Below are 14,773 nucleotides of genomic sequence, written 5' to 3'. Positions count from 1 at the left end.
CTCCCAGAGGGAGAGGGGAACAGGAGGTACTACAGCTCGCGGGCAACCTTGACGATATCGTAGACCTCGATCTGGTCGCCGGGCTTGACGTCGTTGTAGTCCTTGACGCCGATACCGCACTCCATACCGTTGCGCACTTCCTGCACATCGTCTTTGAAGCGGCGCAGGGATTCCAGTTCGCCCTGATAGATCACCACGTTGTCGCGCAGTACGCGGATCGGCTTGTTGCGGTACACAGTGCCCTCGGTGACCATACAGCCGGCGATGGCGCCGAACTTGGGTGAGCGGAAGACGTCGCGCACTTCGGCGATACCGACAATGTCCTCGCGCACTTCCGGCTCCAGCATGCCCGACAGGGCCTGCTTCACTTCGTCCAGCAGATTGTAGATCACGCTGTAGTAGCGGATCTCCACGCTCTCAGTCTCCGCCAGCTTACGCGCAGCGACATCGGCGCGAGTGTTGAAACCGATCACGATGGCACCGGAAGTCAGCGCCAGGTTGATATCGTTTTCCGCGATACCGCCCACACCACTGGAGACCACGTTGACGGACACTTCCTCGTTGCCGATGTCCGCCAGTGCGGACAGGATAGCTTCGAGGGAACCGCGCACATCCGCCTTGATCACCACCGGCAGTACTTTCCTCTCGCCGGCTTCCATGTCCGCAAACATGTTTTCCAGCTTGGCGGCCTGCTGACGCTGCATGCGCTCGCGGCGCTCCTTCTCGGCGCGCTGCTCGGCCACTTCGCGTGCCTTGCGCTCGTCTGCCACCACCAGGAACTCGTCGCCGGCATTGGGCGTGGTATCCAGGCCCAGCAGTTCCACCGGGGTAGACGGGCCGGCTTCTTTCACCTGTTTGCCCAGTTCGTTGGTCATGGCGCGCACGCGGCCGTAGCTCTGGCCGGCGAGCACGATATCGCCACGCTTCAGCTCGCCGTTCTGCACCAGCAGGGTGGCGACCACACCGCGACCCTTCTCCAGGCGGGATTCGATCACCACGCCGGTGGCCGGGACGCCGGTCTTGGCTTTGAGTTCGAGCATTTCCGCCTGCAGGGAAACCGCTTCCAGCAGCTCGTCGATGCCCTGGCCGGTGTGTGCGGACACATTGATAAACTGTGTGTCGCCACCCCAGTCCTCCGGGATCACGTCTTTTGCCGCCAGCTCATTCTTGACCCGGTCCGGATCTGCCGCTTCTTTGTCGCACTTGTTGATGGCGACAACCAGCGGTACGCCGGCAGCGCGGGCGTGGTTGACGGCCTCTTCGGTCTGCGGCATCACACCGTCGTCCGCGGCGACAACAAGAATCACCACATCGGTGGCCTGGGCGCCGCGGGCGCGCATGGCGGTAAAGGCGGCATGGCCGGGGGTATCCAGGAAGGCGACTTCGCCCTGGCTGGTCTTCACCCGGTAGGCGCCGATATGCTGGGTGATGCCGCCGGCTTCCCCGGAGGCCACCTTGGTCTCACGGATATAGTCGAGCAGCGAGGTCTTGCCGTGGTCTACGTGGCCCATCACGGTGACCACAGGGGCGCGGGGAACCTCTTCTCCCTCAACCTGCTGGACCTCGGCCACCAGGCTCTCCTCCAGCTCGCTCTCGGAACGGAATACCACCTTGTGGCCCATTTCCTCGGCGATCAGTTGCGCCGTTTCGCGGTCCAGGCTCTGGTTTATGGTAACCATCTCGCCCATTTTCATCAGGCGCTTGATCAGATCGCCGGCCTTGATGTTCATCCGTTTGGCCAGCTCGCCGACGGTGATGGTTTCGCCCAACTGCACTTCGTATACCTGTTTTGCCGTGGGCCTCTTGAAGCCGTGGGTAGGTTTGATTTTCAGGGTCGGGCGGGACAATGAGCGGGTACTGCGCTTTTCCGCCTCGTCGCTCTCAAAAGCTTCCAGCGCCTGCTCGTAGAGAGCGGTCTTGCTGGATTTTTTCGGGCCGGCCTTGGCGCCGCGGCGGCCACGGCGCTTGCGCGGCTCTTCCTCGTCTTTTTCCGCAACAGCGGGAGTCGACTCCAGCTTGCGGCGCAGGGAGGGCTTGACCGCTTCGGTCTTTTCCTTCTCTTTCTTTTCCAGCTCTACGCGCTGTCGCTCCGCCTCGAGCCGAGCCTTTTTCTCTTCCAGCTCCTGCTCTTCCTGGACGGCCTGCTGCTTGCGGCGTTCCATGGCGGCGATACGCATCGCTTCGATGTCGTCCACGTAAGTAGAGCGCACCGGCCGGGGTTCTGGCTTCTCGATCTTTTCCTCGGCGACCTCCGGCTCTTCCGCCTTCTCTTCGGCCGGGGCCTCCACCGCCACCTCGGTGGCCTCGGCTTCGGCCGCTTCGCGGGCAGCTTTGGCTTCCGCTTCGGCGCGGGCGCGCTCGGCCTCCGCCTGCTCGGCGCGGGCCTTTTCCAACGCAGCCTGTTCGGCGAGCGCCTTGTCCAGTTCAGCCTGCGGCGGCTCCGCGGGAGCCTCCGCTTCCGCCGACTCCGAAGGGCGTTTTACGTAGGTGCGTTTTTTGCGCACTTCCACATTCACGGTTTTGCGGCCTGTGCCGGAGCCGGTTTTCAACGTGGTGGTGGTTTTGCGCTTGAGGGTAATTTTGCGCGGCGCAGCACCCTGCTCCCCGTGGCTGCTTTTCAGGGAGTTGAGCAGGACCTGTTTTTCCTCGTCCGACACCACCGCATCTGCAGAAGTGTGGGGCAAACCCGCTTCCTGCATCTGCTTGAGCAGACGCTCCTCGGTGGCACCTACCGATTTCGCGAGTTCACTAACTGTTACTTCGGCCATTCTCTCTCCTAAAGGTCACTTGGTCGGAGGGTTCTATCTTTGTGCGACGGGCATAAGCTCATAAATCAGCTTAAGTTTTTTCGCCGCTGTCATCGGCAAACCAGGGCTCGCGCGCTTTCATGATCAGCGCGGCAGCGCGCTCCTGGTCCACACCTTCAATATCCAGCAGGTCGTCTACCGCCTGTTCCGCCAGGTCCTCCATGGTGGCAATACCGCGGCTGGCCAGCAAATAGGCCAGATGGCGGTCCATACCCTCCATATTCAGCAGGTCTTCCTGGGGCTCGGAGGCGTCCAGCTGTTCCTCGGAGGCCAGCGCCTGGGTCAGCAGTGCGTCCTTGGCCCGAGCGCGCAGCTCTTCGGCGATTTCCTCGTCGAAGCCCTCGATGGTGAGCATCTCCTCCAGAGGCACATAGGCCACCTCTTCCAGAGTCGTGAAGCCCTCTTCCACCAACACACCGGCCACATCTTCGTCGATATCCAGGCGCTGCATAAAGGTTTCCATGACGCCACTGGACTCGGCTTCCTGCTTGGCCTGCCAGTCCTCAATGCTCATCACATTGATCTGCCACTCGGTGAGCTCGGAAGCCAGGCGCACATTCTGGCCGCTGCGGCCTATGGCCATGGCCAGGTTTTCCTCGGCCACGGCCACGTCCATGGAGCCGGCGTCTTCGTCGACCACGATGGACTCGATTTCCGCCGGCGCCATTGCATTGATTACAAACTGGGCCGGATTGTCGTCCCAGAGCACAATATCCACGCGCTCACCGGACAGCTCGTTGGACACCGCCTGCACCCGTGCACCGCGCATGCCAACACAGGCACCCACCGGGTCGATGCGGCCGTCGTTGGTGGTCACCGCAATCTTGGCGCGCAGGCCCGGGTCACGGGCAGCGCCCTTGATCTCGATGACCTGCTCAGCAATTTCCGGCACCTCGATGCGAAACAACTCGACAATCATTTCCGGGCAGGAGCGGCTCAGCATCAACTGCGGACCGCGCGCTTCCGGCTGGATTTCCAGAAGAATAGCGCGCACCCGGTCACCCAGGCGGAAGATTTCCCGACCCACCAGCTGATCGCGGGGCAGGCGCGCCTCGGCGTTGCCACCCAGGTCCACAGCGATAAATTCGCGGGTCACTTTCTTCACGGTACCGCTGACCAGTTCGCCCACGCGGTCGCGGTATTCATCCACCACTTTGGCGCGCTCTGCCTCGCGCACCTTCTGCACAATCACTTGCTTGGCAGTTTGCGCGGCGATGCGGCCGAACTCAACATTTTCCACTTGCTCGCGGTAAATATCTCCAGCTTTCAGCGTGGGATCTTTCTCGTGAGCCTCTTCCAGGGTGAACTGGGTGCCCAGCTCCGCCAGAGTATCGTCGCCCACCACTTCCCAGCTGCGGAAAGTCTCGTAGTCGCCGGTACCGCGGTCAATGGTAACGGTAATCGTGGAATCTTCGTCGTAGCGTTTCTTGGTGGCTGTCGCCAGTGCCGCCTCGATCGCCTGGAAAATAATTTCCCGATCCACGCCCTTCTCGTTGGAAACCGCTTCGGCTACCAGCAAGATTTCTTTGTTCATGCAGCTGCCTCTTTAAACACGCTAAACGCTACGTTGATCACTTTTCAAATTGGGGAATGACATTGGCCCGCTCGATGCTGTCGATGGGCAACAGATATTCGTTCTCACTGTCGACGCGCAGCACCACTTCCTCGCCCTCTACGCCGACCAGCAGGCCGCGCCATTTGCGCTGGCCGTCCAACGGCATACGCAGGCGGACCTCGATCCGGGAGCCGGCAAAACGCTGATAATGATCCAGTTTGTACAGAGGGCGGTCTAGCCCCGGCGAGGAAACTTCCAGGGTGTACTTGCCGCTGATGGGGTCTTCCACGTCCAGCACGGCACTCACCTGGCGACTGACTTTTTCGCAGTCCTCTACGGCGATACCCCGCTCGGAATCGATGTAAATACGCAGCAATGCGTTGCGGCCGTGAGTCTGATACTCGATACCCCACAGCTCGCAGCCCAGTGATTCCACCACCGGGGCCAGAAGTTGTTCCAACCGTTCGCGCTTAGTCGCCATTAGCCGCCATACAAATCGGCAGGACAGCCGATTTGCACAGCTGTCAGCTGCCCCGAAAGGGGTGAAGTGCAAGGATGCACTTCGTGAAACAAAAAATGGGCCTGCGGCCCACTTCGAAGTATTCCTGCGCAATTTTTGGCGCAGATACGAAAAAGCCCCTGACGGGGCTTCGACCGCGCACTCGTGCAGCCAGTATGCACGAATGCAAATTTGGTAGCGGGGGGGCAGGATTTGAACCTACGACCTTCGCCCGGCCATGCCGGCCAGAGGTGAAAAGGGAGCCCGCGTCGGGCGTCTACCTAAAAACCACTGGCACCTGAATTTGGTAGCGGGGGCAGGATTTGAACCTACGACCTTCGGGTTATGAGCCCGACGAGCTACCAGGCTGCTCCACCCCGCATCAACTCTGAGAAACGAAGCCTGGTGCTCTTCGCTTCTCTGCGGTGGGTTGCCCCAACCGCTCAAGAGGCTGCGCATTCTAGGGGCACTGCCCAGGCGAGTCAAGTCACATCTGGCATTTATTTACACGCCACCTTAGGCCCGTCCGTCGCACAGTATAGATAGAAGAAACAGCAGCCGACGCCGCCATCACTCCTCAATAATGAAATTGATATAGATTCTCATTTAATTTAGTATCACCAGCCTTTCAAAACCCCATCAGCCCGTTGCCCGGGCGGCAGATTTATTTCGACAGGAGTTCCTATGCGCGGTGCAAAGACCACTCTGGCACTGGCCATTTTCCTCACCTCCATCCCGGCCCTGGCCGAAGAGCAGCGCATCGAAGAGGAAGTGGTGGTAACCGCCGGCCGCACCGAGCGGCCCCTCAGCTCTGTGCCCAACACCGTCACCCTGATCGACCGGGAGGCCCTGGCCGAACAGATCGGCGTAAGCAGCGACCTCTCCACCATCCTCGGCAACCTGGTGCCCAGCTTCTCCCCCAGCCGCCAGAAACTGACCAACTCCGGTGAGAGCCTGCGCGGGCGCAAGCCGCTGTATATGATCGACGGCGTGCCCCAGTCCAACCCCCTGCGCGACGGCGGCCGCGACGGCCACACCATCGATCCGCTGATGCTGGAGCGGGTGGAAGTGATTCACGGCGCCAACGCTATTCACGGTATGGGCGCCTCCGGCGGCATCATCAACCTGGTGACCAGAAAGCCCAGTGGCGAACTGCAGCAGAGCCTGAGGGTGGAATCCGCCTTCCAGCCCGAGGACACCGGAGAGAGCCTGAGCCACGGCGGCAGCTACAGCCTGTCCGGCGAGTTCGGCGGCATCGACCTGCTGGGCAGCGTCAGCTACCGCGAGAGCGGCCTCGGCTACGACGCCGACGGCGAAGTGATCGGCTTCGACAACACCCAGGGCGACACTATGGACAGCGAGGCCCTGAATACCTTTATCAAGCTGGGCCACAGCTGGGACGGACAGCGGCTGGAGCTGACGGTCAACCGCTACGAGATCGAAGGCAGCACCGACTGGGTTTCCGTCAACGGCGACATCGCCAACGGCGTTCCCACCACCGCCGAAGAGGGAAATGTCCCCGGAGACGCGCCGTCCAACGAGGTCACCACCGTCAACCTGCAGTACAGCAACGAGGATTTCCTCGGCCAGAAATTGCGGATGCAGGCTTTCCGCCAGGACTTCGCCGGTACCTACGGCGGCGGCAACTTCGGCACATTCCAGGACCCGGCCTACGGAGAAGATATTTTCGACCAATCCCAGAACAACTCGGAAAAGCAGGGGGTGAAAATCACCCTGATCAAGGACGAGCTGGCGGGTGCACCGGTGAGCCTCGCCTACGGCCTGGATATCCTCGCGGACGAGACCTGGCAACAACTGATCCAGACCAACCGCGCCTGGGTGCCGGAAACCCGCTACGAAAATATCGCGCCCTATGCGCAGGTGGAGTTCACCGGTATCGAGCGGTTGGCAATCACCGCCGGCCTGCGCCGCGAAATCTCCAAACTCAAGGTGGACGACTTCACCACCCTGGCCTCCAACGAAGGCGGCCAGTTTGTCGAGGGCGGCAATCCGGAATTCAGCGAGACCCTGGGCAATATCGGCGCTACCTACCAGTTCAACGACGCCTGGCGGCTGTTCGCCAACTACGCCGAGGGCTACTCCATGCCGGACGTGGGGCGCGTGCTGCGGGGCATCGATGTGCCGGGCCAGGATGTGGAAACCTTCCTGGACCTGAAGCCGATCCTCACCGATAACCGGGAAGTCGGCGTCGACTTCAGCCTGGAAAAATTTGCCGCACAGCTCGCCTATTACCGCTCGGATTCCGACTTCGGCCAGCGACTGCAGGCAGATGCCGACGGCATCTACGGCGTCAAGCGCGAGAAAACGGAAATTGACGGCTGGGAATTCCGCGGCCAGTGGTTCGCCACGGAATCCGATACATTGGAACTGCGCTATGCGGAGAGCGACGGCCGCTACGACTCCGACCAGGACGGACGTGTGGACAGCGATCTGGGCGGCCGCAATATCGCCCCCGATCGCGCCAACCTGAGTTGGTCGCGCAATTGGAGCGATCGCCTGAGCACACGCCTGCAGGCCAACTTCCTGCTGGACCGGGATTTCGAAAACGACGCGGGGGAAACCGTTACCGAGTTCGACGGCTACGCCACCATCGACCTGAGCGCCAGCCTCACCGCACTGGCGGGCGACTTTACCTTCGGCCTGCAAAACCTCACCAACGAGGATTACTTTACCTATTACTCGCAAACCGCCGGGCGTGACAACACTAACTTCAAGGGACTGGGTCGCAGTGTAAACCTGTCCTACTCGCGGTTGTTCTAACTCATTTTTTCGCCTGTTGTGACCGCCATGGATGGCGGAATACCGCCCAGCGGAAATGCAGATTTTGCAGGAGCAAAAATCTGTCAGGCGAAGAGTTCGTACGAAAACATAAATGCGAAAAATATTCTTTACCCTACACAAATACGCGGGACTGACTCTCGGCCTGCTGCTGGCGCTGATCGGCGCCACCGGCAGCCTGTTGGTGTTCGACCACGCGCTGGACGAAAAACTCGCACCGCAGACCGTCGACTTCACCCCTTCCGACAACCCCGCCACCTTCACCGAAGTAGTGGCCGCCGCGCGCGCAGCCGTGCCCGGTAGCATACCCCAGCGTGTCCATATCGCCCGCGCCGAAGGCAGCCCCCACGTGGTGCGCTTTCCCGGTCCCGAGGACGCGCCGGGGCCGATAGAGGTCAGCGTTTCCCCCACCGATGCCCGGGTACTGGCCGTGCGCGGCTGGGGCGAGTACACAATGAGCTGGATCTACCGGCTGCACTACACGCTGCTCGCCGGCAATACCGGCAAGACGGTGGTCGGTTTTATGGGTTTGGCGTTGCTGGTCTTTTGCATCAGCGGACTGGTGATCTGGTGGCCTCGGGGGAGGCGGTGGAAACGGGCTTTCACCATCAAGCGCAACGGCAACCGCTTCCGTTTCTACTTCGACCTGCACAAGGTGTGCGGTATCTACCTATTGCCGGTGCTGCTGGTGATCGCCTTTTCCGGTGTCAGCATCGTGTTTCCGCTGCAAGTGGAAAAACTGGTGAGCTGGATGATGCCGCTGGAGCCGCGCGGCTCCTGGGGTCAATCGCAGATCACCGGCGCGCCGCCCCTGGACCCCGACAGCGCCGTGGCCATAGGCAGGGCAATATTTCCGCATGGAGAGCTGAAGCGCATCTACCTGCCGCAAAACGCCGCCGACAGCTACGGGCTGAGCTTCAGGCAGGAAGGCGAACCCTGGCGCAACCACGGCGCCAGCTTTGTGCGCCTGGACCAATACAGCGGCGAAGTATTGATGGTCCACGACGTCACCAGGATCGCCGCCGGCAATACGTTTCTCACCTGGCAGTTTCCGCTGCACAACGGCGATGCCCTGGGTTTGATCGGGCGCTGGCTGGTATTGATTACTGGACTGGCGCCGGGGTTGTTGTTTTTTACCGGGTTTTATCTCTGGTGGAAGAAGCGGCGATTGAGTAGCAAATCGGCGGGGAAAAGATGGGCACGCTTTGCTTTGCCCATCCTACGGAATCCGAGTAGGATGGGCAAAGGAGCGTAGCGACGTGCCCATCAATAATACGACCAGGATGGCAATATGGATTATCGCCGTGCCTATGTACCAGGAGCCTGTTACTTTTTCACCGTGGTAACGGGGCATCGGCAACCATTGTTGGTAGACCATATAGATCGCTTGCGGAAAGCTTTTCGACAAGTGCACGCCAAACATTCATTCGAAATCCAGGCCGTTGTCGTTCTTCCCGATCACCTTCACACTATCTGGAAACTGCCGAACAACGATCTCGACTACTCCACCCGGTGGATGAAGATAAAACGTATTTTCTCCACTGGGCTTCCCAGCACAGCCCGTACGGCGTCACAGAAATCCAAGCGCGAGAAAGGAGTCTGGCAAAGACGTTTCTGGGAGCATCTAATTCGCGACGAGCAAGATTGGGGCAACCATCTGGATTACATTCACTACAACCCGGTGAAGCACGGATATGTCACGCGTGTCAAAGACTGGCCTTACAGCAGCTTTCACCGTTTGGTAGAGAAGAGGTGGTATACGAAAGACTGGGGCAGCAAGATTTCAGATATGGTGCGAGGCATGCATTTCGAGTGATTGATGGGCACGCTTCGCTTTGCCCATCCTACATCCACGTTATCCCGCGTTCCCTATTCCGCATTCCGCATTCCGCATTCCGCATTCCAATCGTAGGGTGGGCAAAGACCGCGAAGCGGTCGTGCCCATCAATTACAGCTTGCCGACTACGTTCAGGAACACGCCCTGGCTGTCGAAATCCAGCTGCGTCAGGTCGTCGGAGAAATCGGTGAAGTTGTAGCCCACACCCACTTTCAAGTGTTTGCCCATATGCCGGTAGAGGCCCACCAGGAAGCCGCTGCGGCTGTCCTCGGCGTCCGGCAGGTCGAGCAGGCGCCCTTCGACGAGCAGGTCCCAGCGGTTGACGAAGTGCCAGTCCGCGCGCAGGACGTACAGGCTGGCGCGGCTGTCGAAAAACTCCGGGTCCTGGCGGTCCAGGCTCACCTGGCCCAGGCGGTAGGCGTACTTGCCGCCCAGGCTCCAGCGGCGGCTGATGTCGTAGGTGGTGTCCACCGAAAAGATATGGCTCTTCTGGATAAACTCGGTGGCTGTGTTGTTCACCGTGACCTGGTCGGAAGTGGGCACGTTGTAAAAATAGGTGTACTTCAACAGGGTATTCCAGCGGTCATTGTCCACCGGGCGGTAGGCGTAGCCCACTACCCCTTCGGTATATTTACCGTCGTAGAATTCGCCTTGCGAGCTCTTGCTGTCGGAGTAGTTGAGCTTTCCCACCAGGCGCCAATCCGGACTGACCTGGTAGCTGAAGGTATTTTTCAGCAGCCAGGTATCCCGCTCCGATTCGGAAACGGTGCTTTCATCCACCGGTGTTTCCTGGATATCGGTGCGGTACTCGACGGCGGAGGAGAGACGGGTGTTTTCAGAGTCGTACCCCATACTCAAACCGACGGCGCGGCGCTCGGTCTGCGCGCCGGTGCGCGGGTCCTCGAGGGTACCCGCCTCCACACTGGTGCCGTAACTCCAGCGGTCACTGGGTGCCAGATCCACCCCCAGGGCGTGGGTCAGGCCGGTGGAGACGTCGCCGTGGCTGTACCGCTCCTCGCCGTAGATGCTCAGGGTATCGGAGTAGCGGCTGCGGAAGCCGGTGCTCATATTGCCCTTGCGCGCGCGCAGGCCGGTGTCGGTGCGCTCGTTGTCGAGGGCGTAGTTCAGGTACAGGTTGGTGCGGTCGGAGATCAGGTAATCGGTCCCCAGGCGCGCGGCGGTACCGGTGTCGCCGCCGGAGAGTTCGCTGTCCAGGGTCAGACGCTCGCTCACCCGATAGGCGCCACCCAGGCCCACGCGGTCGTTCTCCTCGCGGGTGCCGGTGACTTCCAGGGTGCGCTGCACGAAACCGAAGGCGCTCCAGTTTTCACCGGAGTTGTAGGCGGCCTCCACCGCCATATCGGTGCGGTCGCCCTGGGTCTGGGTGGCGGGCACCACCGGCGAGAAGTCCTCGCGGGTGTCGGCGCGGGCGGCAGTGGCGAGTCGCCAGCGGTCGCTGATCCGGTAGCCTACTTCCATATCCACAGCCTCGGTGTGCAGCCCCAGGTCCTGCTCCTTGCTGTCCGCCTTCAGGCCCACATCAAAGCGTTCACCGATGGGCAGATTGACACTGGCGCCATACTGGGTGGTGTCCCTGAGGGTTTCCTGGCCCGGCGCGGAGAATCCGGCCTCGCGCTCCTGGTGGTAGAGGGTGCCGGAGCCCCGCGCGCCCTCGAAGAAATCGGCCAGTTGCAGGCTGGCCTCCACCCGCGAGGCGCCGGCCTTGGCATCCGGGTCCAGGGCGCTCTCATTGCCGAAACTGTAACCGCCGTCGAGGGAGGAGTAGCGGTCCAGGTTGCCGCCCTGACTGTCCGCCACTTCCATTTTCAGCCAGCTGCCAGCGCTCTTGCGCAAGGTGAGGTCCACGCCCTGCAGGGAGCTCTCGTTGTCCTCCTCGTCCTGCTGGGTGCCGCTGATACCCAGTTTGACGTAATCGCCGAGCCAGTAGTGGGCCCGCCCGCCCACGGCGAGGGTATCCATTTCCTCGAACCCCGGGGTGTACTCGTAGCGCGCCACCAGGTATTGCGGGTTGCCGTTGAAGGCGCCGTCCTGGATCAGCAGGTTGTCGTTGGCCAGGGCGGACAGGGGTTTGTTCAGCAGTACGCGGCCCTGGATATAGTCGATATCGTAATCCACCACCGCGGTGAGGTTTCTCACCGCCAGCACGATGTCCGAATCCTTGTCCCGCACTTCCACCCGCAGGCGCTCGGAGCCGGTGGAAATATCCTGGTGGCGCAGGAAGTACAGCGAACCGCCGGTACCGCGGAATTCGTCGCGGCCGTCGACGGTGCCCGGCTCGGCGCCGAAGCCGTCGATCTGGAAGCGCTTTTCGCCGAAGCTGGTCACCGCATCGCTCTCGAAGTGCGCGTTGGCACCGTAGAGGGCACGGTCGATATGGGCCAGTTCATTGTCGGTGTAGGCGGCCTTGAAATTACCCCACAAACCGTAGTCGTCGTACTTGGACAGCTTGACGTAAAACTTGCCTGAAGTGGGTGCATCCTCCACTACCGTGGAGTCGTCACCGAAGGTCGGATAGTAGAGATCCGAATCCATGCGGCGGAAGAGTTCGTCGGGAGATTTTTCCATAAAGTTGGAAAAGAGCTCGTCCACCGGACCCTCTTCGGTATCCGCGCTGGCGGCCAGGCGCCAGCCCTCGCCAAAACCGCCGCTGGTGTAGAACGCCAGGCGGCCGTCGTAGCTGACGGAGTTGTCGTAGTGGGTTTCGTCGCCGGTCACCAGCGCCGCCGGACCGTTGGTCTTGTCGTAACCGATGGTGAGGTCGGCGATGCCCACGGTAAACCAGTCGTCGTTGGCGAAACGCAAATCGCGCAGGAAGAGATCGCCGTTGCCCTGCTCGTCCAGCACCGCCACTTCCACCGTGTGCAGGCCCTTGCCGAAAATCTGCTCGGCGACGAACTCGCCCTGCCCGCTCACCGGCACCGGGTTGCCGCCCAGCCACACGGTGTGCTCCGCGGGAATCTGCGAGCCGTTGACCAGTACCGTGTTGCCGTCCAGGGGAATATTGCGGTGTGCCAGGCGGTTTTCGCCGTAGCCCACCAGCAGCTCCCGTTCCACGTCGGTATCCTCCAGGGGGGCATCAAGGCGGTCCACCAGCCACAGGGTTTGCGGCTCGGTTTCATCGTAGCGGCCTTTTTCGTCGTAGACGCGCAACAGGTATTGCAGCTTTTTCAGCGGTGCGCGGAACTCTTCCAGCTCCGCTTCCCACTCGCCCCTGCCGTTCACATCCAATTCCACCACTGCCAGCGGCATGTCGCGCACCGACTGCTCCTCCTCGAACAGGCGCACTTCCGCGCGCTCGATAAAGGACGGGTAGTTGGTGTAGCTGCGGAACTGCACGCGGCTGTCCGCCACCTCCGTCTCCGGATCGTCGGCGTAGCGGATGGTGTTGGGCCAGGCGCTGACGTTCAGCCGCGGCTGCATTTTCTTGTTGTCGAAGCGGAACTGGATATTGGCACTCTCCAGGGCCACGTCGGTGCAGCGCTGCAGGTCGGCGGAGTTTTTATAGGGGTCGTACTCCGGTTCGCCGTCCACGGTGATGCGCATCAGGTTCAGGGCATAGGGGTTGTTGGCCCGGGCCTCGCGCTGGATACGCTCGATTTCCAGGCGATCCTTATCCGCGAGCACCGCCAGTTCGTCGTAGAGCACCTGCACTTCCACGCGGGCACCATCCAGTTGGATAAAGCCGGTGGTCACCACATCGTCGGACTGCACATAGCCGCGCCCTTCGAACTCCACCTGTTCGTCGCTGAGATTCAGGTGTTGCTGCACCGCTTCCATGGCGCGGCGCGCACGCGCGGAGGAAAGGCCCACGTCATCGCCGTAGACCATGGCCTCGCGGCGCTCCATGCGCTCGTTATCGCTGTAGCCGACAAAACCCACACGCACATTCGCCTTGTCCGCAACCTCCGCCATCAACCGGCGGATATGCTCCAGCTGCGACTGGGAAATCACCGGGTCGCCCTGTTCGAAACGGATCGGCTGCAGTGCGCCGGTGGGGGATTCGTGGGCGATGGTGATGCTTTCCGCGCTAGCCGCTTCCGGACAGGCCTGTACGCCGTCGCCGGCGGTTTCCATCGGGTCGTCGTACCAGAATTCCACTTCCACGCGGCGGTTCAATGCGCGGCCCTTGGGGGTATCGTTGTTGGCGATGGGCTGGCTGGCGCCTTTGCCGCTGCTGGTCACCGCGTAGCTGGGCAGCCCCAGCATATCGCGCACTGCCAGTGCCACCCGGCGCGCCTCGGCGCGGGACAGCGCCATATGATCCTTGTACAACTGCGCGGGCCGGTCCGGCAGCGGCAGGCTGTCGGTGTGGCCGACGAAATGAATCACCAGGTTGTTCTTGTCCGCCAGGTTGGCGCGCACCTCCCGGATGCGGCGTGCGAAAGCCTCGGGCAGATCCACCTGGCCCGGCTCTATGCGCAGGGGCGTGACCAGGTTTTTCAAACGCGCGCGATATTCGCTGCCGGCGGTGTAGCGCAGCCTGCACACGGTTTCCTGGCGGCATACCTTGACCCGGTTCAGCTGCAGCGCCTGGGCGCGGGCCTGCTCCGCCTGGGCCTCTTCGTCCAGCTCGTCGTAGCTGAGCTGGACCTGCACGCGGCGGTTCAGTCCGCGCCCGGTACTGGTGATATTGTCCGCAACCGGCTCTGCGTCGCCGCGCCCCTCGAAAGAGATCGCCTCTTCCGGCAGGTCCAGGGCCAGTTGGAAAAATTCCGCCACCAGTTGCGCGCGGGCGCGGGTGAATTCGGTTTTGTCCAGGTACTCCGCCAACTGCTGCGGCGTGAGCGGCTCGCTGTCGGTGTGGCCGATAAAGTGCAGTTTCAGGTTGTATGCGTCACTCAGCTCCGCCAGTTTTTCCTTCAGCGACTCGACGGATTCGGGGGGAATATCATCTTCCACTGCATCGAAAGACAGCGGTTCGATAATATTTTCCTCGATCACCGGTTCCATCGCCTCGGAGAACAGAGTGGCGTCCTGCACCCACTGGCGACGCGGCTGGCCCAACAGCATGGACTCGGTGTTGTTGCCGACGGGGTTTTCGGTGTATTCGACCCCGGGTGCCTCCTCGATTTGCGGGGACAGGCCGGGGAGTTTTTGCCAGATTTGCCACCAGGGGGTGGCGGGGGTTTGGGGTTCTTCGGTTTCCTGGGCGTAGGCGGGGAGTGCGAGCAGGAAAGCGAGCACGGTTAAATGCGGAATGCGGAATGCGGAATGCGGAATAAACCGCAAGCCCCAGAGCGCGCGGGTAGCCTTGT

Annotated in this window: 7 protein-coding genes and 1 tRNA gene; 3 read left to right on the top strand and 5 right to left on the bottom strand. The window is 61.5% G+C overall.

Features of this window, described 5'->3' with window-relative positions:
* Positions 1–29 precede the first annotated feature (29 nt).
* The 4 genes from infB to PP263_RS21855 form a co-directional block, all read right to left on the bottom strand.
* A complete protein-coding gene (infB, locus tag PP263_RS21870; protein WP_308366199.1) occupies positions 30–2,768 on the bottom strand; it encodes a translation initiation factor IF-2 in 2,739 nt (912 codons plus the stop codon).
* 70 nt (positions 2,769–2,838) lie between these two features.
* On the bottom strand, positions 2,839–4,341 hold the full coding sequence (nusA, locus tag PP263_RS21865) for a transcription termination factor NusA (RefSeq protein WP_308366198.1): 1,503 nt from the start codon (positions 4,339–4,341) through the stop codon (positions 2,839–2,841).
* 37 nt (positions 4,342–4,378) lie between these two features.
* Entirely contained in the window at positions 4,379–4,843 is a 465-nt protein-coding gene (gene rimP / locus PP263_RS21860) for a ribosome maturation factor RimP (protein ID WP_183456233.1), read from the bottom strand.
* A gap of 323 nt (positions 4,844–5,166) precedes the next feature.
* Positions 5,167–5,243, bottom strand: a tRNA-Met gene (locus tag PP263_RS21855).
* A 302-nt stretch (positions 5,244–5,545) separates the two neighbouring features.
* Between PP263_RS21855 and PP263_RS21850 the strand changes: the two genes are divergently transcribed.
* The 3 genes from PP263_RS21850 (at position 5,546) to PP263_RS21840 (ending at position 9,476) form a co-directional block, all read left to right on the top strand.
* A complete protein-coding gene (locus PP263_RS21850) occupies positions 5,546–7,642 on the top strand; it encodes a TonB-dependent receptor (RefSeq protein WP_308366197.1) in 2,097 nt (698 codons plus the stop codon).
* A gap of 112 nt (positions 7,643–7,754) precedes the next feature.
* Positions 7,755–8,915, top strand: a complete 1,161-nt coding sequence (locus PP263_RS21845) for a PepSY-associated TM helix domain-containing protein (RefSeq protein WP_308366196.1) — start codon at positions 7,755–7,757, stop codon at positions 8,913–8,915.
* 36 nt (positions 8,916–8,951) lie between these two features.
* The gene (locus tag PP263_RS21840) at positions 8,952–9,476 is read left to right on the top strand and encodes a transposase (RefSeq protein ID WP_308366195.1); all 525 of its coding nucleotides are present in this window, start codon (positions 8,952–8,954) and stop codon (positions 9,474–9,476) included.
* A 132-nt stretch (positions 9,477–9,608) separates the two neighbouring features.
* On the opposite strand, the gene PP263_RS21835 is transcribed toward PP263_RS21840, so the two are convergent.
* Positions 9,609–14,702 (bottom strand): OmpA family protein, encoded by a 5,094-nt coding sequence (locus PP263_RS21835; RefSeq protein WP_308366194.1) that lies wholly within the window; start codon positions 14,700–14,702, stop codon positions 9,609–9,611.
* Positions 14,703–14,773: the final 71 nt, after the last annotated feature.

It is taken from the genome of Microbulbifer sp. TB1203 (assembly GCF_030997045.1).
In the GTDB taxonomy this organism is placed as follows: Bacteria; Pseudomonadota; Gammaproteobacteria; order Pseudomonadales; family Cellvibrionaceae; genus Microbulbifer.
This window is presented reverse-complemented; position numbering and strand designations above follow the sequence as displayed.

What these genes read in the sequence shown, in the direction of transcription:
- infB (WP_308366199.1), bottom strand. Translation starts at nt 2,768, where the DNA reads ATGGCCGAAGTAACAGTTAGTGAACTCGCGAAATCGGTAGGTGCCACC.
- nusA (WP_308366198.1), bottom strand. Translation starts at nt 4,341, where the DNA reads ATGAACAAAGAAATCTTGCTGGTAGCCGAAGCGGTTTCCAACGAGAAG.
- rimP (WP_183456233.1), bottom strand. Translation starts at nt 4,843, where the DNA reads ATGGCGACTAAGCGCGAACGGTTGGAACAACTTCTGGCCCCGGTGGTG.
- PP263_RS21850 (WP_308366197.1), top strand. Translation starts at nt 5,546, where the DNA reads ATGCGCGGTGCAAAGACCACTCTGGCACTGGCCATTTTCCTCACCTCC.
- PP263_RS21845 (WP_308366196.1), top strand. Translation starts at nt 7,755, where the DNA reads ATGCGAAAAATATTCTTTACCCTACACAAATACGCGGGACTGACTCTC.
- PP263_RS21840 (WP_308366195.1), top strand. Translation starts at nt 8,952, where the DNA reads ATGGATTATCGCCGTGCCTATGTACCAGGAGCCTGTTACTTTTTCACC.